Source organism: Sporolactobacillus shoreicorticis (genome assembly GCF_024125445.1).
Lineage (GTDB): Bacteria > Bacillota > Bacilli > Bacillales > Sporolactobacillaceae > Sporolactobacillus > Sporolactobacillus shoreicorticis.
In genome coordinates this window covers 1-19,819 of the sequence record NZ_JAMXWM010000034.1, presented here as the reverse complement: position 1 = coordinate 19,819, position 19,819 = coordinate 1, and the positions used below count along the sequence as shown (strand labels likewise).

The following is a 19,819-nucleotide window of genomic DNA, read 5'->3' as shown; positions in this document are numbered from 1 at the left end:
TGATGCTTCCGGAGCATATGCAAGCACTCCAAAAGTTAGCACGTGAAGAGTCAAAAACGGAGCGTTCTACTTAGATGAACAAAAACTCGAAAAAATAGAGCAGGTTGTTCGTGAAGCATTTCACACCAAAAAACCAGTGGACATTAACTACTTTTATGATGGAGCCGTTCATACGCTCCTCCAGTGTAACTTATCAATCGATGAAAATAAGCGATGCCTTCATATCCGCCATCAATGGGGCATGCTCCATGGCATATCTCCTTGCGATATTATCGATATTTGCTTCAATTAAAAAACCGGCGATACGCCCATTGCCGGTTTGAATGTTCATTTAATTGTTGCGGTCACGGTGACGCATTATCCGCAAATGCAGTGGAAGGATCAGGCAATAGGCGAGTATAAAGACAACAAGTGAGCTGATATCACTCCATCCCTTGTTTCTAAAGTAGCCCGCCCATTTGGTACCCCAATAAAAAAGCATTGAGATTAATATAAACAGAACAGCCATAAACCATTTATTTTTTTCAGTTCTAAAATTTAAAAAAATAACGGCTAAGGAAGATGGGATAAAAGAAAAAGCCATGAAATCACCCAAACCTAGAATATAGGCATTGCCCACATCATAAAAATCGAACATGTTCCCGGTGATCGAATCCAGCATCCATGCAATGAAGCCGAATACACCGTAGGTCAAATAAAGTTCTCGCCAGGTCAGTTGTTTTTTTTTCATAAAAAGAGCAAATAAAAGAAGCAAAATTGAAAATGTCATTGGAACCCATAAGCCTTTAGATGTTAAATCTAGATTTTTCACGAATGCATTCATTTTATTTTCTCCCCGTAGAAGATTCTACACTGTCATTTACGAAATCATTTATAAATCAGTATTTCCTTAATGAATCATTTCAATTCAAATCAATGGATTTGTTATACTTAGGAACAAGGTGAGGTGATTCGATGTGCGGTCGATTTACGCTGATTGCGCCCTATGAGTACATAGTTCATCGTTTTCAAATACAGCATGCCGCAGGAAATGAGGACTATAAAGCGAATTATAATGTTGCACCCGGCCAAAAGATTCTTTCTGTTGTGAGAGGAAGCAAGGGAAACCGGATGGGTTATCTTCAGTGGGGGCTGATTCCATCCTGGGCCAAAGATAAGAAAATCGGTTATAAGCTGATTAATGCTCGTGCCGAGAGCCTCTTACAGAAACCGAGCTTCCGAGATCCTTTTCGCAGAAGACGCTGCCTGATTGTCGCCGACTCGTTCTATGAATGGGATCATCGTGACGTCAAGCAAAAAATTCCCTACCGGTTTACGATGAAATCCGGTGAACTCTTTGCTATAGCAGGGTTATGGGATTCATGGACGACTAAGGATCATCAAGTCATTTACAGCTGCACCATTATTACTACAGAGGCAAACGAATTAATGGAACCGATTCATGATCGCATGCCGGTTATTTTAACTCAATCAGACGAGGCAAAATGGCTGGACCCCGCGACAGAAACCAAAGAACTGATGCGCATGCTTAAGCCCTTCGATCCTGAACAAATGCAATTCTATGAAGTCACACAAGACGTGAATGCAGTGCGCAACAATGCGCCTTACCTAATCAAGAAGATGTAAGGCCGCGATAAATGGGCATCTGCTCAATCACGAAAACCCATCCCTTCATATAATAGGATATCAAGTGATGAGGAGGTGTCTGCCATGGGTTGCGAAACGAGCGGATGGGGCTATGGCAACGGGTTTGCGTTGCTGATTGTTCTGTTTATCTTGCTTGTCATCATTGGTGCAGCTTATTGCTATTGATTGCAAAACGCCGCCCAGGCTTTACCTGTTAATCCTTTTTAAGAGCTGCCGCATAACTTGAGCGTGCTTTTAGAATAAGCGACACATACCAGGCAAAAAAAATCCGCCGTTCATCTTGAGCGGGCGGACTTTTTGGTATTGTTCTTATTTTTTAAAGAGAGGCTTCATAAATCGCAAGCACATCCTCACGATTTAATTTTTTGAACTGGCCGAATTCACCTCTGGCCATCGCACGGTCCGCAAGCAGATTCAGTTTACTGTCGTCAATTCCATAATCCGCAAGCCTGCTCGGCGCACCGATGCTCGACCAGAAAAGCCGCAAGGATTCAATGCCCTCACATGCAACCTCGCGATCTGTTTTTCCCTCTGATTGAACATGAAAAACGCGTTCAGCCATCTGCTTGAAACGGCCGACATTAACATCAAGATTATGTTTCATCCAATTGGGGAATAGAATAGCTAGTCCGCCGCCGTGAGGGATGTCATAAACCGCAGAAACAGCATGCTCCAAGTTATGCGAAGCCCAGTCTCCATTGAATCCCATAGAAACCATGCCGTTCAGCGCCATCGTCCCGCAATAAAGGATTGTTTCACGAAGGTCATAATTTTCAAGATCATCGACAAGTTTCGGCGCTGCCTCTATAACGGTTTGCAGAATGGATTCGCACAGCCTGTCTTGCAGCGGTGTATGTTCTGTCGGATGAAAGTAATGTTCAAAAACATGTGCCATCATGTCCACCATACCGTAAATTGTTTGATTTCTAGGCACCGAGAAGGTGAATGTCGGATCCAAGATTGAGAAAGCCGGATAGGAATAGGCACAGCTCCATCCATATTTTTCATGTGTTTCCCAATTGGTAATCACCGAGCTTGGATTCATTTCTGACCCTGTTGCGGCCAACGTAAGAACGGTACCAAACGGCAGTGCATCTTCAACCTGTTTTTTACGTGTTATAAATTGCCAAGGATCGCCGTCAAACTTTGCACCGACGGCAATTGCTTTGGTACAGTCGATAACGCTCCCGCCGCCGACAGCAAGCAGGAATTGAATCGCTTTATCCGCGCATAGAGCAATTCCTTTCTTAACCGTGGACAGCCGCGGATTCGGTTCCACACCCTGAAGTTCATAAACCTCCACATCAATTTCATTCAAAATGGCCTTGACTTGGTCATACAAACCCGAGCGCTTAATGCTTCCTCCACCGTATACGAGCAAAACACGTGTTCCGTATTTAGGAAGCTCGTCCCTTAATTTTTTGAGCTGGCCCTTGCCAAAAATCAATTTCGTCGGGTTGTGAAAAATAAAATTATCCATCAATCAACCGCCTCACTTTTCAATGTGCACACGAAAAAACGTGCAGTTACAAGCACTTCTATTATATACGCAAAGTTAAGCGACTCGCATCACACAAGCCTTTACAACCGGAATTACTTCAATTTTACTGTAATAGTGACCGAGCTGTCCATCGAACGGAGGGCAGAGACATCGGAGGTTATTTTCCCAAGAGGAATTCCTGGAGAGTCCATCTTTGGCTGGTTTCCCTCACTGACTGGTGTAGGCCCGAAAAAAATGCAGAAAGAATTACCGGCCGGCCACAGACCGATTTCGCCAACATCAAAAAGATCTATTTTCTTGCCGTCTGACGGAATAGATTTTGGAATTTTGCCATAATATTCACCGTCACCCCAACGGCTTGCCGTGATTTTTATCGGCATCGCCGTGATTAATGCTTGTGCTGAGGCGTTGTCGTAGAGATCCATTTCAAATGTTTTGCCATCAATAGTCACAATTGCAGTTTTCCCGCTCCGTTTCGAGTCTGTTTCGTTCGTATTTGCACTGTTGCTACTTTTTTGCGAGGCCGTTGAAGGCTTAGTATTCGATTTTTGATCCGAAGAAGCGTTTGATCCACATGCAGAAAGAAGCAAAGGAAACAAGAGAATTGCCGCTATAACAAACTTCTTCATGAAATAGTTCCCCTTTGTTCAGAAAAATCATCTCTATTCTGATTTTAATATTTATTATAGCAGTTTTGTTTAACTGTTCTTCCCGCAAACTGTTTTATTTCATTAACCTGACACAATTATTCAAATATCCGCACCAAATTTTTGAATTCTCGTTTGTAATAGTGGATAATGATTATACGCTCTACCGATTATTGATTTGTACTTAAGGATGTGTTTCTGCTTGCCGTTTACCAACTATCGTTTCATTCAATGGGGTCTTGCAATCAGTGTCGCCGTATTCATCATTTGCTTCGCCATTACTGTCACATTGGCTTTCACACCACTTTATTATTTTGATATACGGTACTTAAATATTGCCGAGCAAGCCGGCATCAGCAACGCACATATTGTCGAAAATTACAATTACACGATTTTGTATTTGTTGAATCCGTTTTCAAATGTGTTTGATCTCCCCTCACTCCCCTATTCAACGGGCGGCCGCATCCATTTTCAGGATGTCAAAAGAATTTTTACGGTAATCGAGGTTTTGTTCGTTCTATCTGCAGTAATCAGTGTCATCGGCATCAAGAAGAATATGAACGATCGGAACTATTCGTTTTTAAAGCCGGTGGCTATCGTGCTTACTTTATTCACCGTTGTACCGCTGCTTATGTTCGCGATCGATTTTAACCGTACCTTCATCATGTTCCATAAACTATTTTTTAGGAACAACTACTGGATATTTGATCCAGACACAGATCCGATCATTAACATTCTTCCGGAAACATTCTTTTTGCATGCTGCTCTGCTTATTCTGGGTATCATCGCCATTTGCATCACGGCAATCGTTGTAATCTACCGAAAATATGCAGCAGACAAATAATTTGCAGGATAATCGATAAACAGAGAAACGAATCAGTGATCCGTCCCTCTGCTACTTGCCAGAGCATCTTCGCATCAATCACGCAACCCATCAATTCTTATATTTATAGGCCAACAGATCATTCAAAACCGCAATTTGCTCCAATATATTGTTACCGATGTTCGTCTCAAGTACCTTTTTTCTTCGCAGATCATGATCCACAAGCCGCCGCACAGAGAGTACATCCGTCCCATTTTTCAGTACATCTTCCTTTGAATGAAAGCGTTGGTGGGCAACAAGCTGCATACCATAGGAGTTGTATAAGAGCGTATAGCCTGCAATGCCCGTTTTCGATTGATAAGCTTTTGAAAATCCACCGTCAATCACAATCATTTTACCGTTCGCTTTAATCGGATTCTCTCCATTAATTTCTTCTACCGGTGTGTGCCCGTTAATGATATGTCCTTCCTCGGCATCCAGATCAAATTCTGTAAGCATCCGGCGGCAAACCTCTTCTTTCTCGCGAAGCGTATAATAAGAGTTCTTCTGTTCCGCATGGGTTTCTTTATCCTTAATAAAATAACGTTCAAAGGTTGTCATATCCTTTTTTCCAAATAAAGAAGAATTTTCCCCGGTCCATAGATACCAGACCATATCCGTCGCAAAATCATCCGTTTCCTGACGATGCGCGCAGCTGTAACGCAAATAATACTCAAATACATCAAGCAGACGCTTCCCCGAATAATCCTTTCCCTTGATGACCATGTGCTTCATACTTCCGTCTTTATTAAGCGGCAGACATCCATGAATCAGCAAATTGCCATTATATTTTAAATAGAGACTGCCTTTCCCTATAAGAAAATTCATGTGTCTCGCCAGTTTTTCAGAGTGCCGAATGGAAAACATCAACTTCTCAATCACCTGCTCTTCCTCAAGCAGCAGCTGCTCCGGGTGATCAGAAATTACCGTGGCAAAACATGTATTCGTTAATTTGTATACCTTATCTTTAAATCTGATGGTCTGACTGTCATAATCAATTTTATCAAGAAGCAGGCGATGCTTCATTTGAAATTCCGGGCGTCTTTTGATAATCGGCATTTCCAGCTTGAATTGGATCATTGAGATCGCTTGATGTATTTTCGTAATTTGCAGCAGCTCCCGCTCTGAAAGTTGTTGATTCACGCTCATTTTCGGTCGGAATGCAGGATTATCGTCATAGTACCTTTCCGCAAGATTGAGAAGCGGAATGAGGTTGATTCCATATACGTCTTCAATAATATCAAGATTATTATAGCGCGCGCAGATACGGATCATATTGGCAAGACACACCTTTGAGCCCGCAAAGGCGCCCATCCACAAGACATCGTGATTCCCCCATTGAATGTCTACAGAATGATAATTCATTAAAGTATCCATGATGCGCTCAGGATGCGGTCCGCGATCATAAATATCACCGACAACATGAAGATGGTCCACTACCAAACGCTGAATCGTATAAGCCAGTCCTGTAATTAACTTGCTCGCCTGTCCAAGAGAAATCATACGATTAATTATTTTTGAATAGTATTCTTTTTTATTCGTAAGCTCATCTGTCTTATAAAGTAATTCCTCAATGATGTATACAAATTGGCTGGGGAGTGCTTTTCGCACCTTTGAGCGTGTATATTTCGTTGATGAGAAGGAGGTTAATTTTATCATTCTGTTAATGGTTGATGCATACCAGTCAAATAATTGTTCTTGATCGAGCGATTCATTGACCAATTGCAGTTTTTCTTCAGGGTAATAAACAAGTGTCGCAAAATCGTTGACTTCTGTTTGTGACCATTCATCCTTAAATAAATCCTTTATTTTTTGTTTAACATTGCCCGATCCGCTTCGCAGAACATGCTGGAACGCATGAGATTCGCCATGTAAATCGCTGACAAAGTGCTCGGTGCCTTTAGGCAGATTTAAAATTGCCTCAAGATTAATAATTTCAGTTGCAACTTTTTCCTCACAGTCATATTTCTCTGCAAGCAAATCCAAATAGTTCGTATCCATCGGCATCCCCTTGCCTAAAAAAATGTTATTTGCTATTCTTTGAACAACCAATTGCACTTGTTTCAAAAAATTCAGCAATTTAGTCTATCTATTATCAATAAATAAAGTATATCACATTAAAGTAAAATAGATAATATAGTATATATTATATCATCTATTTCATCTCACTTATATAAGTGCACAAAAAAACCGGAGAATTGTGCTGAATCGTTCTCCAGCTGCCTGCGTAAGACTATTGAACAGCAATCTTCCAGATATTAGCCAAGATAACGAAATACATCTTCTTTTTTGTAGAGCTTCATAGCTTTTGCAAATAAAAACTGAATCATGAGCCCGACCACAACTGGAATGATGATCCATATGATGAGAGCGAGCAATGGCGAAAGTCCTGCATCAATTGAGGCAAGCGGTCCAACAAAGCCAACGAGTCCGAATCCGGCAGATGTCGGTACTCCGGAAACACTGAATAATGCAACCGGAATTGCTGAGAAAATGGTTGTCATTAAGATGGGCAGCAAAATAATCGGATGTCGAAACAAATTCGGCATCATCATTTTCATTGCTCCTAAAGCGATAGCAATCGTTACTCCGGATTTATTCACTTTCCAAGAATGAATGACTAATACAATGCTTGTAACCGCCACTCCCATCGCTGCGGCACCGGCAGACACTCCATTCAACTGGATCGCCATACCAATTGCAACCGTCGAAATCGGTGAGATGATTAAAATAGCGAAAGAACATGCAATAAGAAGACTCATCAAAATCGGTTGCAACGTTGTAAATGAATTGATAAGTTTGCCCAGCGAAGTGGTGATATAAGAAACATAAGGGAGAAGAATCAGACCGATAGTCCCCGCACCACCGCCAATTACAATTGGAGAAAGTACGATGCCCACCGAACCGAATTTGTTTCCAATCCATAGAACCATGAGAACAGCAAGTGACGCAGTGATCATGGTATTAATCAAATCACCGGTTCCGGTACTTAAATAACCACCGACCGTATGGGTCGCACTATTTGTTAGTGTCGGTGAGAACTGCGTGACTCCTGATCCGACATACGCTGCTCCGGCTACAACAGCCATATTCATCGGCTTAAAACCAAACTGCAAAGCAATTAACGCACCAATAAGCAGCGGGGTCGCCACTTGAAAAATTACAACCGCATGAGAAATAAACAGGGCAATACTGTTATCACCGAGCAATTTAAGTATGGCACATAAGACAGCGTTTGGAATCAAGCCGACAATGATTCCGAGTGCGGTTCCGGAGAGCACTTTATTAATAAAGACCTTTGATGTTAATCGTTGTTCATGATCAGACATTTGGAATTCCTCCTTTTCAGATACGGATGACTATTCCTCAAAGACTATCGTGCCTTGAGAATTTGCTCCTCTGCATGTACCAGTTCTGTTAAGAACGTACAATAAGGGGTCGGCAAATTGTACGCTCTGCCCTTACGAGCAACAGCACCGTTAATATAATCAATTTCTGTCAAACGATGATTTTTTATTAAATCTTGATGCATTGACGGGTAATGCATACCAATTCCATTCGGATCAAAGGTCGCCGCAACATGATCGAGAATTTCCTTCTGATTAAGAACAACGCCTTCCTTTTGAGCCACTGCCGCAAATTCGCTGATAATCGCTTTTAAAATGGGAATTGCGGCCGTCGTTGCACCAAATGCTCCGATCGTTGCATCCAAGAGGGTACATGTACCGTTCAACGTACCGTTCACACACGCTTTGCGCCAAACTGAATACTTAACATTACTGCTGTAAATGCCTCCCAGCCCTGCTTTTTTTAATACATTCACCATTCGGTGCGCACCAGCTTCTCCGGCTGGATCAATATTCTGAAGCTCTACTTCTCCGTCGCCAAACAGCTTTGCTTTTCCAGGTGCTTCAAGACCCGCTGTCCACATGGTGATACCAAGAAGAATGTTTTTCTTGGATACATAATGTTGTAGTATATCTTCATGACCTAGTCCGTTAAGCAGGCAAAGCACCATTGTTTTGATACCAATCAGCGGTTTAATCGCTTGCAGCATGTGTTCAAGCTGTGTCGCCTTTGTAAACACAATGATGAGTTCCACCTGTGTCTTGTTGCTCGTCATTTCCTGTGGATAAAAGATAGGAATTTGTTCTGTGATCTCCTGCCCATTATAATTAGCTTTCAGACCGTTTTTCTTGATGGTTTCCACATGATCATGCCACTGATCAATAAGTACAACATCATTTCCCGAACGATAAAGCATAAGCCCAAATCGGCTGCCCATAGCTCCGGCCCCTGCAATCGCTATTTTCATCATCACGCCTCCAAAAAATCCGTTTGTATGCGCTTACATAATACGGTTTGTTTAAAATATTGTGAATGATTTCTCGATTATTTGTTTTGAATGAATTTGCTTAAAAAGCGCATCCTAGCCGCTGGCAGATAAACAAAGGAACCTTTTTTAAAGAAATTTTTTTTCATAATATACAGTTAATAGGTGATGAGCCGTCCTTGACAAAAGAAAAAGCTATTGAAACAATAAATACGGGGTCTAAACGTTCGGAAATATTTTTCATGCCTATCAAGATACAGTCGTATACTCTTGCCCAGTAGGCGAGAGCATGATGTATCAAAACTGGGGATAAGCTTGTGAATGAAGGAGAAATTAATCCGCATCGAAAGTTTGAGTTTTTTATTAAGTCAATAATTTCGCTTATAGGCGTTGCCATTCTTGCTGCCGGTGCAACATTATGCAAAATGGGAAACGTTGGTCTTGATCCGTTCACCGCGCTTAATATCGGCGTTTCGAACAAAGTACATATGGGTCTGGGCTTGTATCAACTGCTTACCAACATTGTCATTATTGTTATCGTCATATTGCTTGATCGCAAGAAAATCGGTATTGGTACTGTGTTTAATATGGTTTTTGCCGGTTTTATGATCGATTGGTTCTCAACACTCTACGAAACGCTCTTCCACTATCAGCCGACACTTTTGACCGCTATTGTCAATGGGGTGCTCGGACTGCTTTTATTTACACTTGGAACATCCTTGTACATGACCGCAGATCTGGGAGTTGCTCCCTATGATGCATTAGCGCCGATTGCTTCGACACGTCTGCACATCAAATATAAATATTGCCGTATTGTTCAGGATCTTGTCTTCATGATTGCCGCTTTAATTATGGGCGGCCCAATTGGTCTGGCAACCATCATCATTTCATTCTTTGCCGGTCCGCTGATTACATTCTGGGATCACAAGCTCAGCGAAAAACTGATTGATTCGGTTGCTGATTTCAGCAGAGAACCTTCCAGCAAGAAAATTGGACATGGTTTCGATCTTGCTGGAAAATCCACCTACAACTTCGTTAAAGACAGTTATATTCATACCGTGGAAATTCAAAAGAAACTTTCGCACTACTCAGATCAAGAGCTTGAACTGAAACAAAAACAAGTAAGACATACCGTCAGTCAAGCGCGAACCGTACTGAAAGATTCTGTTATTCAATTAGGCCTGCTGCGAAAAAAGCAGCATCGACGAAAACAAAACAGTGAGGATGAAGAGTAAATCCACGATGCCTTGTTTGCTCTGACGAATGATCTTTTGCTTTTTTGATTAAGAAAGGAGTTTGCATGTAATGAAAGCTCTCGTTTTAACAGAAAAGGAATGTCTGGAACTTCAAAATCTTCCCGATGTTGCGCTTAAGAATCATGAAATTAAAGTCAAGGTAGGTTATGTTGGCATTTGCGGTACGGACAAGCACTTATATAAAGGCCTTCCAGGATCGGGTGATGCAAATATGCCGGTCGTACTCGGTCATGAGATCTCCGGTGTTGTCGCTGATCTTGGTTTGGAAGTACACAGCACTCTGAGAGTCGGCGACAGAATGGCCTTGATCCGAATATTCCTTGCGGTTTCTGTCACTATTGTCATGAAGGCCGCCCGCAGCTTTGTGAACACAATCAAGCAATCGGCGTAACGCGCCATGGCGGCATGGCTGAGTTCGTGAATGTACCGGAAACAAATGTCTATCGCATTCCGGACAGCCTCAGCTTGAAGGTTGCGGCGATGGTTGAACCGGTCAGCTGCGCTGTGCACGGGCTTGATGAATTGGTGATTAAACCCCATTATACTGCACTGGTTATTGGTGACGGCTTTATCGGTCAGATTTTCACTGCTCTGCTTGCAGCAAATGGCTTAAAGAAAATTGCAGTCAGCGGTCGCAATCCGAAAAAGGTCGAATTACTGAAACGAATCGGTGCTGACGAAATTTTTAATCCGGAAAATGTGGAGCATACTGAAGCCTACGATCTTGTGATCGAATGTGTCGGTTTGCCGAAAACGCAGGAGCAGGCGATTGCTTCCGCAAACCGCGGTGGTCAGGTGCTTATGTTCGGTGTTTCCCGACCTGACGATATCATCAAAGTCAACTCCTATGACATCTTTTTTAAGGAATTGACCATCAAAGGTGCTTTTATCAATCCTCATGCCATGCAGGATGCGATTGAACTTATGTCCAGCGGGCAACTGAATGTGGAAGATCTGATTACCCATGAGCTGGATCTTAACACTATTCCGGATGTTCTGAACGGACGCATACAAGAGAAAATCACTAAGGCTGTTGTACAAATTAATAAATAATCGCAAAATGCAAATTGAGTTGCTTTAAATAATAAAAAAAGCGGATCAAAAAAGCTGCCCATCGCGTTTGATGAGCAGCTTTTCTTTATTTAATTGTTTACAGCTTCTTTATCTTGATCCATTGTTCTCATTGATTGAGCAACCTTGATCATCATTGCACATTCAATCCGTTTACGGAAAATGTCACAGCTGAATTCGAAATTTCCGGTCAATGATCCCGTCGCGTGCAGCGAGTTTGCCGGGCAGCCACCGCTGCAGTAAAGCTTTGCCCAGCAATCCTGACACTCCGGTTTGGAATAGCAGTTTGTTTCCTTGAATTCATCTTGAATCTCCGGCGTCTTCACACCGTCCCAGATATTGCCCATGCTGTAGTCTTCATCACCAACAAATTGATGACACGGGAACAACTCGCCCCATGGCGTGACTGCCATATATTCTGTACCCGAACCGCAGCCTGAGATCCGTTTATGGATGCATGGCCCTTCCGACAGATCAAGCATGTAATGGTAAAAGATAAAGCTCCTGCCCTCTTCTTCGCGCCTAAGCATTTCTTTTGCAAGCGTCTCATACTGCTCATAAATAATTGGCAGATCTTCTTCCTTCAAGGCATAAGGTTCCTTCGGATCGCAGATTACCGGTTCCATCGACAGACGGTCGAATCCAAGATCCGCCATATGAAAAATATCATTGGTGAAATCGACGTTATTATGCGTAAAGGTTCCACGCACATAGTATTCCTTGTCCCCGCGTTTCTTGACGAAATTCTGGAATTTCGGAACGATATAATCATAGCTTCCTTTCCCAGTGATCGTCTTGCGCAACCGATCATGCACTTCCTTACGTCCGTCAAGACTGAGAACAACATTGTGCATTTCTTTATTCAGAAAGTCAATGACCTCGTCCTTGAGCATCAGACCGTTCGTCGTCAAAGTAAAGCGGAAATGTTTGTTGTATTCCTCCTCTTTGCTTCGTGCGTAGGCAACAATCTGTTTCACAACTTTCCAATTCATCAGCGGTTCGCCGCCAAAAAAGTCGACATCCAGATTACGGTGAAAGCCGCAATTCTCAAGCAAAAAATCAATCGCCCGTTTGCCCACTTCATAGCTCATGATCGCGCGCGCGCCATGATATTTACCTTGACTGGCAAAGCAATAATCACAAGTCAAGTTGCAGGTATGGGCAACGTTTAAGCACAACGCTTTTACATAGGTCTTTCTCTTCTTTAAATTAAAAGACAGATCCTTAAACTCATCTTCAGAGTATAGCTGACCATCCTTTTTCAGTTTCGCAACATCACTGATCGTTTCACGAATACTTTCTTCCGTTACATCTTCATGCACTGCATATTTATTCAACATTTGAGCAATAATGGCTTCAGGTTTTGAATCTTCGTAAAGTGCAATCACATCGTAAGCGAGATCATCGACAACATGCACCGATCCGCTATATGTGTCAAGAACAATATTGTACCCGTTTAATTTATATTGATGAATCATAATGCAGACAGACTCCTTCGCACAAAAAATTGCCGCCCATCCGCATCAGCAGTTGGGCGGTACACAGTTTTCTTTCTTATCGATTAGCCGGATCAGCACATTGCTGATTGGCAACACCACAAGATGTTTTGCATGCGGATTGGCAAGAAGTCTGGCATTCGCCGTGTCCGCCGTGATTTGCTGACTCTCTCAGATTCATCGTGTTCAACGTGACGATTCTTTTCATCATAAATGACCCCTTTTCGTTATCTTAAAAAAAATCCGGATCCATGAGTTTGCATGATTACCCGATCTAATCGTCAAAGCACGGTTTTCATACAATTCTCCTTCACACAGCGATAAGTAATGAAAACCTACTTTTTTTAGTATACAAAAAGAAAAATAACTTTACTGTGATGTTTGACATTGAAAAGGAAAAAAGATGAAAGAAATAATGGTTATTTTATACACTCCATGGGTTTACGACGCTCAATCTGTTCACAGACTTCATTGATACGACTCAAGTCACGTTCCACACGATCTAACCGATCATGTGCATCCTTCAGCAATTCAATAAACGAATGATACTCCTGACTCATGAGTTAACCGCTCCTCCGCCCATACTATTTTTACACCTATTGAGAACCAGTCTATTTTCCCCATTCGATAAATCAATCGTAACATTCACACGTCTAAAGAGCTAATTATGTCTATTATATTCACTTTATTGGGCGATAAGCCCTATGATCATGTGTATAAATAAGTATTATAGAAAGCATGTGTTCCTCCGAAACATTTCGGTTAACGCAAAAAAGTCATTGTCAAAATTTGAAGAATTATCATCTGATTCTTTGATATATGAATTCGAAACATTTCTTTATGTTTGTATGCAGAAATGAAATCTTCCCATAAAAAAAGTTTTTGATCCTCTACGATTTCGCACAATTTCGTCTTTATTAACATTTTACTGAATTTCTTGTTTAATTAATTGATTACTTAATTATTCATCCACGATTTGATGTAAAATAAATTATTAGATCGGAGCGATAACTATGGATCAATTGATTAATGATTAAAAAAAACGGTTCACCTCAAAACGCCTCGTGTTTTAGGCAATCCTTTTCATAATAATTTATATTGCAACCTATTTTCTTCCTTACCTTGGACCTTATGAATCAACGTTTATATTCGTTTCTGTTATTGCGTACGCAGTGACGAATAAGATTTGGGATAGAATAGATCGAAAAAAGAATAAAAGTAAAACTGTCTGATAAAGTCCATTCACTGCCACAACTTGCAGATAGAAAGCACCTTAATGGTAGGTAGTACAATGATTACATTTCAGGAAAGCAACTGATTTTGCAGCAATGCTATTGCGCAACCATCAACACAAAAACAAGCAAAACAAAAAGGCTTTAACTATCAAGGCTTTCCACTATGTCCCAGAAGGGATTCTAACCCATAACTCACGGCTTAGAAGGCCTGAAAACGTATAAAGTTGGTTCATATTGATTAAACAAAATGACTGTTTTATACACATTTCATAATTAATTATAAGTCTCTATAAAGCCATTCAAAATTCATTAATGCTCGAATTCTGCCCCATATTTTAGGCAGAAATTACTCGCATCGAAGAAAAGACGCGAGCTTTGGAAAAAGTTCGGATCTGCCGGCATGAAAAACAATACGCCCGGATATATTGGTCAGAAACTGAAATGACGCGAATACGTCTCTTCGTAAATTTATCTGATCTGCCCTGATAAATGATCACAACAATGTCCCCTGGATGCATGCTTTTCACTCTCCTTTTTCCATAAATTATATTGAACATTCATTTGTAAAACAATGTATAATAAGAATAAATGTTCGTAAATTATTGGTAAAGGGTGATGCATATGCTCTCTGATTTTGAGCGAAAGCTTCGGTGGATTATCTTAAACAACCAGAACTTCGGTCGAACAATCAACTTAAATGATTTGGAGCAGCGGACTGGTCATGACCGGAAAGAAATCGAACACATAATCAAGAAGTTAAAGCAGGTACCAAGTCGGAACGGAGGATTAGGATGAACAAGTTGACCGAAGGAAGTAATATGCGGTGGGAATCCATGAGAATGATGTTGCCGGAACATATAGCACGGATACGTGAAGAAGCACTTAATGAACAAAAAATACTTCGTCCTTTTTTAGCCGAAGATGAGTTAGAACAAATCGGGCGTACATTGCAGGAGGCGATCAAGAAAAGATGCCCTGTAGAACTTTCCTATTATGAGGATGGATTTATTAAAAAAACAATTTGCTATCCGCAGCGGCTGAATTCGATTAATAAATTGCTGATTGTTTTCGATGCTTACAGATTAAAGGAACGATATGCTTTTGACGATATAATGGATGTAAAATCAAACTAATCCCTCTCCCCCGTGCAACAGCACAGGAATTATTTTAACAAAAAAATACCCGTCCTTGTTGAGGGACGGATATTTTTATGCATCTTCTTTTGATATTACATTTTGAGGAACGCTTAGACACATTTTAAAACTTTTTAATGCCCATACACATGTTTTACTTGTGCCTTCGATCTATATAGTCGCCAAATACTCCAACAAGAATGCCCAATATAACAAGTAAAATGATGATGGGGTCATAATATGGTGGGGTATATGCATGAACTAAAAACAACACACAAAGCAATATTACGATAGCAATCGTCCGAAACCAAAAAGATTTCCGCATAGTGTCACCTCGGCAACTTAACTTTTAATTAACTGGTTCACGTAATAATATGGAACAAATTAATGAATTATTGCCAGCCCCATTTAACAACCACAGTATGATAAAGGCCATCAGTTCCCTGAATCGTCAACAATCTAATCCATACAGCACCCTTAATAGCCTCCCGTGTCCCTAAACCCACTAAAGCCAAAAGCAACACCCCCAGTGCTCTACCAACATATCCACCTACTACAATACCTGCGCCTTCAACAGCTAGTTGGGCATCATGCTTTGTGAGATAAATCGTTGAATATCTTCCATCATGAGTAATCTTGGTAACACCTTTTGATTTATAGAGTGCACTGAATAAAGGTGAGGTGCTGCTGTCAGCTGTAGTTGAAACTGAGTAAATAGTGTTGCCGACTCTTACCGACTTGGTGACCGGAGCAGAATTTAAATTTTTTAGTGCGTTTATATTTTTTGAAGAAAGGTTAGTAATTTGCAAGGTATTTTGTTGAGCATCTTTCGATTAATTGGAAAGGTTGCTGGTGACCGTCTGCGACTGAGCGTGCTTATTTTGAGAAACCGAAAGTGGATGATGCTGGTGCCAAAATAATTACAGAGATACCAAAAACACTTAATACCAGAGTTGATTTAATTAATAAGCTTTTAAGCATACAGTCCTCCTCGTATATTTTATATGAAAATATTACTATAAATTATGCTGTACGAACCCGCATTTTTCATGCGTGACTCCGAAATATTTTACGCGGTATTCCGCACGTTTTGATGCGTGAACACGCACACTCCCGCATGTTATTCTCTGATTCCGACAGTGTTCGACATTATATGACAAAGTATCCGTCTGATTAACCTATAAAATTAGTAAACTACAAAAATCTCATGTTCACACATTAGTCACATTATTAAACGATCTTCGTATCACTCAAGTATGTACACCCGGTCACCCAGGTGGTGAACCCTTTTCCTAAACAGCAATAAGTAAAAAACGATGAATAAAGAAAGGTTTCAGCAAAATTTATAATGACCTTTGATATTAATAGTAGTTGTAACCTCTATTTTCAGCAAAAGTGCGATTTGCGTGATCAACGAAGATTATGAATAATATTTTCGAGGGGATCAGTAGTGAGATTAACATAAAGAATACTCATTCACTTTGGGGCAGTGGATGGGTATTCTTTATTATTTAATTAATTGTACAATCGCAATAACGTTTCATTTCTTAAAAATAAAATTAACAATTGGTGTGACAAAAATCGAAACAACAAATGCTGCCAATAGAAGTGCTAACCAATTAACTAAATGGGGTTGCGCTAACTGTAAGGCGAACAAAAAAGTGACAATAACAAACGTTATAATGTACGTCTTTGATAAAAGAAATCCCTTCAAGATTATTCACTCCTTATTTCATGCTGTACCCATGCCAATGCTTTCCTTTTTTATCAGCCCTAATATACACCTTAACATGTTGTTCTTCAAGAATTAGTCCAATACCTGCATACTCTATTCCAAAATGAAAATTGCCTTCACTGTATACTTCTCCATGTTTTGCACTATTAATTCGTGATCCCTTATGCCAATCACTTACTTGCCAAATAGAAGCAGTAGCCCTCTTATACCACCCATCAACTAAATGCGCGTTAACTTTGGATTTATTATACGAAAAATAACCCTTCACACCAACAGAATAGAGAGGTTGGTGTAAAATATAGGCATATCTTGTGATTCCATAGGTATACGTTTTTGTGTTTTTATACGAACTCGATGCTAGTGAAATAAAGAGCGGACTAGCATTATTTGTAACGGGTAACGATGGAACCTCACTAGCTACTTCAATAAAGTAACCCAAATCGTCCGTAAAAATAATTGATACATTATCATTTATTTTGTAAGATTGAAAATTTCCAAGTTTTACATTTTTTAATATATATTTATCAAGATCTATCCCTTGTGAACTAACAGCTTTCTTTCTACTCAATGCACCTTCGTCAAATATTGACTGTTCTTTATTTTTCAGCACTCTTGGTGCTAAATAATATTGCGATTTTAAATGACAATTCAGCGCTATTAACTTGATCGTCATTTTTAGGATTACTCTTTTTAAGAGCATCGATCAATTTGTTTTGATACTCTTTAACTGAACTTAATTCTTGCTCATTTGTCGTAGAAACACCGGTTTGACTCTTTATCTGACTTGGGTCTTCTTGTGCAAAAGTTATTGACGGGATTGTCAAAAAAGCCATTAGTGAAAATAATCCTATTAAAAAAGTAATTTTAAATCTTTTTTTCATAATCATTTCTCCCTTGCATTTTATATGAAAATATTACCATAACTTATGCCACACGAACCGCACATTAACACGCATTAACGCGGTAAACCATTGCAAAGATAAATTATCACACGGGAGTTTAATAGCTTATAGAGGAGGATGACAAGATAACCAAATCTTTCCCCTGCCCATGCGAGGGCGTGGGATTTTTTATGTATGAAAAAGGAGCCCGTAATAAGGCTCCTTTAAAACAACCATTACCCTTTTGACCAGTTATTGACTAGCTGAATTTGGAGTAAATAATAAGGTTGCCGCAGCTGGAAAATCATTGGATGTCCCCTCCGGCATGTGTTGTTCATAAGCAGTAGCTAAATATTTATATTTTTCTTGAGTCATGTCCTGTTTCTCAATATATTTATAATAATTGTACAAAATACCCAAGAATGGATCAATTCTTCCTCTTCCTGAAGAATTGATCGCTGTATAATAACCATTACCGCTATCTGCCGGCGTCCATAGAACATCATATCCCAAATGGTACTTTAACATGTAAGTGGTTCCCGCCAATAACCGATCATCTAAAAAGTTAAACGGATTAACTGCATTTGGTTTGGTGGATACAGTCCCCGTCTCCGGATCAACTTTCGTTCCCTGTGCATAGATCGTCTGTGCAAGTGTTGTCAGTCCACCAATATCATCCCAAGAATGGCCGACATCACGTCCCATTTCTATGACCTGTACATGATAATTCGCTGGATTTAATGCTTCACCCGTCTGTTCATTTTTAGTCATCAGACGCATCTGATATTTTATCGATCCATTTCTTCCGCCCGTATCACCTGCAGAATTAACGGTTGTTGCTTCAACTGCCTCTTCATATAATTTTAAATCATTGGTAAAAATGGCTTTCCCTATAGTCCCCATGGTTGAAAAACTATGTTGATTCATAAAAAAGGTATGTGGATCATAAGTGACCGTTAGCAGACTCATTGCTTGTGTGAGATTTTGCGTATCGCTATACGTCCACTTCAAGTTCTGAGAGGGGGTATCTGAATAACGAAGAATATCGGCTGCTGCAGCTAAGAAGTAAGTCAATGTGGCGAAACGAAAGTTCGTATGAGGAGCCACTGACTGAATCTTTGAATATGATCTAATAATATACATCGCACTGGAACGGTACGCCTCGTCACCAGTAATATACCACATAATTGCCTGTTTAAAGGCGGTTGCTCCATCAATGTTAGCTCGATCTCCTACGTACTCACTTGGATTTTGATAGTTTTCATATGCCCATGGGCCACGAATATGGATAAAAATATCATTTTCCGGTTCATAATAAATTCGCGGATTTTTGTACGCCTTTGGATCTGCTGCAAATTTGGCAAAGGCTGAACTCCATGGTTCATCCCCCGCCCGCACATGATCTCGCATATTATCCAGCTCCTGCTGCGTCATCGTTACTCCCGGATGATGCATGATCGCTGTTCTTCGATTTCCCGAATTATCAACATACGAAACGTTAGTATCAGCACTTTTGACCTGAGGAGCATAAGAAGTAATCAACGGAGAAATTTCTGCTGCTTTTGCGAGCTTTCCATCACCAATTACGAAAAAAGGCACTCCTATAATTGCCAGACAAAAAACACTCACAAAGATTTTTTTAATGTAATTCAATGATTTTCCTCATCCTTTCAGTATTTGAGCTTTTGACCCGGATAGATAACATCCGAGTGCAGCTTGTTTACTCTTTTTAGCTTATTCACCGTAGTTTTCTTTGCTTGAGCAATCTTCCACAGCGAATCGCCTTTTTTAACAATGTACGGCTTCTTGACTATCTTTTTTGTGGCCTTTTTAACGACTGAGTAGACCTTGACATAATCCTTGTTTGCCGTGATATAGAGGCCGCTCTTTGTCTTAAATCGCAGCAGGCCCGTGAATGACAACTTGCTGCCTGTAATTGTAAAGACGGTGCCCTTTTTAAACTTAGCGACGCGGTACTTGACGGAAAAGTTTGTGGACTGGTACAGGTAGACGGTTCGCTTT

General features: G+C 40.5%; 21 protein-coding genes and 1 pseudogene. 8 read left to right on the top strand and 14 right to left on the bottom strand.

Annotation, left to right across the window (positions count from 1 at the left end):
- Window positions 1–82 precede the first annotated feature (82 nt).
- Window positions 83–292 (top strand): annotated as a pseudogene (locus NIE88_RS22900) (YolD-like family protein); the annotation flags it as partial.
- A gap of 39 nt (window positions 293–331) precedes the next feature.
- Here NIE88_RS22900 and NIE88_RS19495 read toward each other — a convergent pair.
- Complete coding sequence (locus tag NIE88_RS19495; protein ID WP_253064980.1) at window positions 332–823, bottom strand: hypothetical protein; 492 nt, start codon at window positions 821–823, stop codon at window positions 332–334.
- Between the two features lie 131 nt (window positions 824–954).
- Here NIE88_RS19495 and NIE88_RS19490 point away from each other — a divergent pair, with 131 nt between their 5' ends.
- Complete coding sequence (locus NIE88_RS19490) at window positions 955–1,626, top strand: SOS response-associated peptidase (protein ID WP_253064978.1); 672 nt, start codon at window positions 955–957, stop codon at window positions 1,624–1,626.
- An 84-nt stretch (window positions 1,627–1,710) separates the two neighbouring features.
- Complete coding sequence (locus tag NIE88_RS19485) at window positions 1,711–1,812, top strand: YjcZ family sporulation protein (protein ID WP_253064976.1); 102 nt, start codon at window positions 1,711–1,713, stop codon at window positions 1,810–1,812.
- A 151-nt stretch (window positions 1,813–1,963) separates the two neighbouring features.
- Here NIE88_RS19485 and NIE88_RS19480 read toward each other — a convergent pair whose 3' ends face one another.
- The gene (locus NIE88_RS19480; RefSeq protein ID WP_253064974.1) at window positions 1,964–3,127 is read right to left on the bottom strand and encodes an iron-containing alcohol dehydrogenase; all 1,164 of its coding nucleotides are present in this window, start codon (window positions 3,125–3,127) and stop codon (window positions 1,964–1,966) included.
- A gap of 113 nt (window positions 3,128–3,240) precedes the next feature.
- Window positions 3,241–3,777, bottom strand: a complete 537-nt coding sequence (locus tag NIE88_RS19475) for a cyclophilin-like fold protein (protein WP_253064972.1) — start codon at window positions 3,775–3,777, stop codon at window positions 3,241–3,243.
- A gap of 220 nt (window positions 3,778–3,997) precedes the next feature.
- Here NIE88_RS19475 and NIE88_RS19470 point away from each other — a divergent pair, with 220 nt between their 5' ends.
- Window positions 3,998–4,639, top strand: a complete 642-nt coding sequence (locus tag NIE88_RS19470) for a TIGR01906 family membrane protein (RefSeq protein WP_253064970.1) — start codon at window positions 3,998–4,000, stop codon at window positions 4,637–4,639.
- A gap of 90 nt (window positions 4,640–4,729) precedes the next feature.
- On the opposite strand, the gene NIE88_RS19465 is transcribed toward NIE88_RS19470, so the two are convergent.
- The 3 genes from NIE88_RS19465 to NIE88_RS19455 all read right to left on the bottom strand — a co-directional run bounded on the left by NIE88_RS19465 (window position 4,730) and on the right by NIE88_RS19455 (window position 8,972).
- A complete protein-coding gene (locus tag NIE88_RS19465) occupies window positions 4,730–6,658 on the bottom strand; it encodes a fructose-1,6-bisphosphatase (RefSeq protein ID WP_253064968.1) in 1,929 nt (642 codons plus the stop codon).
- A 257-nt stretch (window positions 6,659–6,915) separates the two neighbouring features.
- The gene (locus tag NIE88_RS19460; protein WP_253064966.1) at window positions 6,916–7,986 is read right to left on the bottom strand and encodes a PTS sugar transporter subunit IIC; all 1,071 of its coding nucleotides are present in this window, start codon (window positions 7,984–7,986) and stop codon (window positions 6,916–6,918) included.
- Between the two features lie 44 nt (window positions 7,987–8,030).
- Window positions 8,031–8,972, bottom strand: coding sequence for a 2-dehydropantoate 2-reductase (locus tag NIE88_RS19455; protein WP_253064957.1), 942 nt, complete (start codon window positions 8,970–8,972; stop codon window positions 8,031–8,033).
- 335 nt (window positions 8,973–9,307) lie between these two features.
- On the opposite strand from NIE88_RS19455, the gene NIE88_RS19450 reads away from it, so the two are divergent.
- From NIE88_RS19450 to NIE88_RS19440, 3 genes are all read left to right on the top strand, one after another.
- Window positions 9,308–10,225, top strand: coding sequence for a YczE/YyaS/YitT family protein (locus NIE88_RS19450; protein ID WP_253064955.1), 918 nt, complete (start codon window positions 9,308–9,310; stop codon window positions 10,223–10,225).
- A gap of 70 nt (window positions 10,226–10,295) precedes the next feature.
- Window positions 10,296–10,637, top strand: coding sequence for an alcohol dehydrogenase catalytic domain-containing protein (locus NIE88_RS22650; protein ID WP_253064953.1), 342 nt, complete (start codon window positions 10,296–10,298; stop codon window positions 10,635–10,637).
- On the top strand, window positions 10,562–11,299 hold the full coding sequence (locus tag NIE88_RS19440; RefSeq protein WP_253065037.1) for a zinc-binding dehydrogenase: 738 nt from the start codon (window positions 10,562–10,564) through the stop codon (window positions 11,297–11,299). The genes NIE88_RS22650 and NIE88_RS19440 overlap by 76 nt, the downstream gene beginning before the upstream one ends.
- Window positions 11,300–11,388: 89 nt before the next feature.
- On the opposite strand, the gene scfB is transcribed toward NIE88_RS19440, so the two are convergent.
- The 3 genes from scfB to NIE88_RS19425 all read right to left on the bottom strand — a co-directional run bounded on the left by scfB (window position 11,389) and on the right by NIE88_RS19425 (window position 13,373).
- On the bottom strand, window positions 11,389–12,795 hold the full coding sequence (scfB, locus tag NIE88_RS19435; protein WP_253064951.1) for a thioether cross-link-forming SCIFF peptide maturase: 1,407 nt from the start codon (window positions 12,793–12,795) through the stop codon (window positions 11,389–11,391).
- A 76-nt stretch (window positions 12,796–12,871) separates the two neighbouring features.
- The gene (gene scfA / locus NIE88_RS19430) at window positions 12,872–13,021 is read right to left on the bottom strand and encodes a six-cysteine ranthipeptide SCIFF (RefSeq protein WP_093670163.1); all 150 of its coding nucleotides are present in this window, start codon (window positions 13,019–13,021) and stop codon (window positions 12,872–12,874) included.
- Window positions 13,022–13,232: 211 nt separating this feature from the next.
- The gene (locus NIE88_RS19425) at window positions 13,233–13,373 is read right to left on the bottom strand and encodes a hypothetical protein (RefSeq protein WP_253064949.1); all 141 of its coding nucleotides are present in this window, start codon (window positions 13,371–13,373) and stop codon (window positions 13,233–13,235) included.
- 1,466 nt (window positions 13,374–14,839) lie between these two features.
- Here NIE88_RS19425 and NIE88_RS19420 point away from each other — a divergent pair.
- Window positions 14,840–15,181 carry a YolD-like family protein gene (locus NIE88_RS19420; RefSeq protein ID WP_253064947.1) on the top strand — a complete coding sequence of 114 codons (342 nt, stop codon included), beginning with the start codon at window positions 14,840–14,842 and terminating at the stop codon, window positions 15,179–15,181.
- Window positions 15,182–15,573: 392 nt separating this feature from the next.
- Here the strand turns inward: NIE88_RS19420 and NIE88_RS19415 are convergent, their stop codons facing one another.
- From NIE88_RS19415 to NIE88_RS22505, 5 genes are all read right to left on the bottom strand, one after another.
- The gene (locus NIE88_RS19415; protein ID WP_253064945.1) at window positions 15,574–15,990 is read right to left on the bottom strand and encodes a hypothetical protein; all 417 of its coding nucleotides are present in this window, start codon (window positions 15,988–15,990) and stop codon (window positions 15,574–15,576) included.
- 918 nt (window positions 15,991–16,908) lie between these two features.
- Window positions 16,909–17,589 carry a hypothetical protein gene (locus NIE88_RS19410; RefSeq protein WP_253064943.1) on the bottom strand — a complete coding sequence of 227 codons (681 nt, stop codon included), beginning with the start codon at window positions 17,587–17,589 and terminating at the stop codon, window positions 16,909–16,911.
- A complete protein-coding gene (locus tag NIE88_RS19405) occupies window positions 17,513–17,797 on the bottom strand; it encodes a hypothetical protein (RefSeq protein ID WP_253064941.1) in 285 nt (94 codons plus the stop codon). The genes NIE88_RS19410 and NIE88_RS19405 overlap by 77 nt, the downstream gene beginning before the upstream one ends.
- Window positions 17,798–18,049: 252 nt before the next feature.
- Window positions 18,050–19,450: a hypothetical protein gene (locus NIE88_RS19400; protein ID WP_253064939.1), complete on the bottom strand. Its 1,401-nt coding sequence runs from the start codon at window positions 19,448–19,450 to the stop codon at window positions 18,050–18,052.
- A 17-nt stretch (window positions 19,451–19,467) separates the two neighbouring features.
- The coding region (locus NIE88_RS22505; protein WP_290446604.1) for a LysM peptidoglycan-binding domain-containing protein at window positions 19,468–19,819 on the bottom strand (352 nt) is incomplete at its 5' end.

Bases quoted from the DNA above. Each gene is read 5' to 3' on its own strand.
- NIE88_RS19495 (WP_253064980.1), bottom strand. From the start codon at position 823: ATGAATGCATTCGTGAAAAATCTAGATTTAACATCTAAAGGCTTATGG.
- NIE88_RS19490 (WP_253064978.1), top strand. From the start codon at position 955: ATGTGCGGTCGATTTACGCTGATTGCGCCCTATGAGTACATAGTTCAT.
- NIE88_RS19485 (WP_253064976.1), top strand. From the start codon at position 1,711: ATGGGTTGCGAAACGAGCGGATGGGGCTATGGCAACGGGTTTGCGTTG.
- NIE88_RS19480 (WP_253064974.1), bottom strand. From the start codon at position 3,127: ATGGATAATTTTATTTTTCACAACCCGACGAAATTGATTTTTGGCAAG.
- NIE88_RS19475 (WP_253064972.1), bottom strand. From the start codon at position 3,777: ATGAAGAAGTTTGTTATAGCGGCAATTCTCTTGTTTCCTTTGCTTCTT.
- NIE88_RS19465 (WP_253064968.1), bottom strand. From the start codon at position 6,658: ATGGATACGAACTATTTGGATTTGCTTGCAGAGAAATATGACTGTGAG.
- NIE88_RS19460 (WP_253064966.1), bottom strand. From the start codon at position 7,986: ATGTCTGATCATGAACAACGATTAACATCAAAGGTCTTTATTAATAAA.
- NIE88_RS19455 (WP_253064957.1), bottom strand. From the start codon at position 8,972: ATGAAAATAGCGATTGCAGGGGCCGGAGCTATGGGCAGCCGATTTGGG.
- NIE88_RS22650 (WP_253064953.1), top strand. From the start codon at position 10,296: ATGAAAGCTCTCGTTTTAACAGAAAAGGAATGTCTGGAACTTCAAAAT.
- scfB (WP_253064951.1), bottom strand. From the start codon at position 12,795: ATGATTCATCAATATAAATTAAACGGGTACAATATTGTTCTTGACACA.
- scfA (WP_093670163.1), bottom strand. From the start codon at position 13,021: ATGAAAAGAATCGTCACGTTGAACACGATGAATCTGAGAGAGTCAGCA.
- NIE88_RS19425 (WP_253064949.1), bottom strand. From the start codon at position 13,373: ATGAGTCAGGAGTATCATTCGTTTATTGAATTGCTGAAGGATGCACAT.
- NIE88_RS19420 (WP_253064947.1), top strand. From the start codon at position 14,840: ATGAACAAGTTGACCGAAGGAAGTAATATGCGGTGGGAATCCATGAGA.
- NIE88_RS19410 (WP_253064943.1), bottom strand. From the start codon at position 17,589: ATGACGATCAAGTTAATAGCGCTGAATTGTCATTTAAAATCGCAATAT.
- NIE88_RS19405 (WP_253064941.1), bottom strand. From the start codon at position 17,797: ATGAAAAAAAGATTTAAAATTACTTTTTTAATAGGATTATTTTCACTA.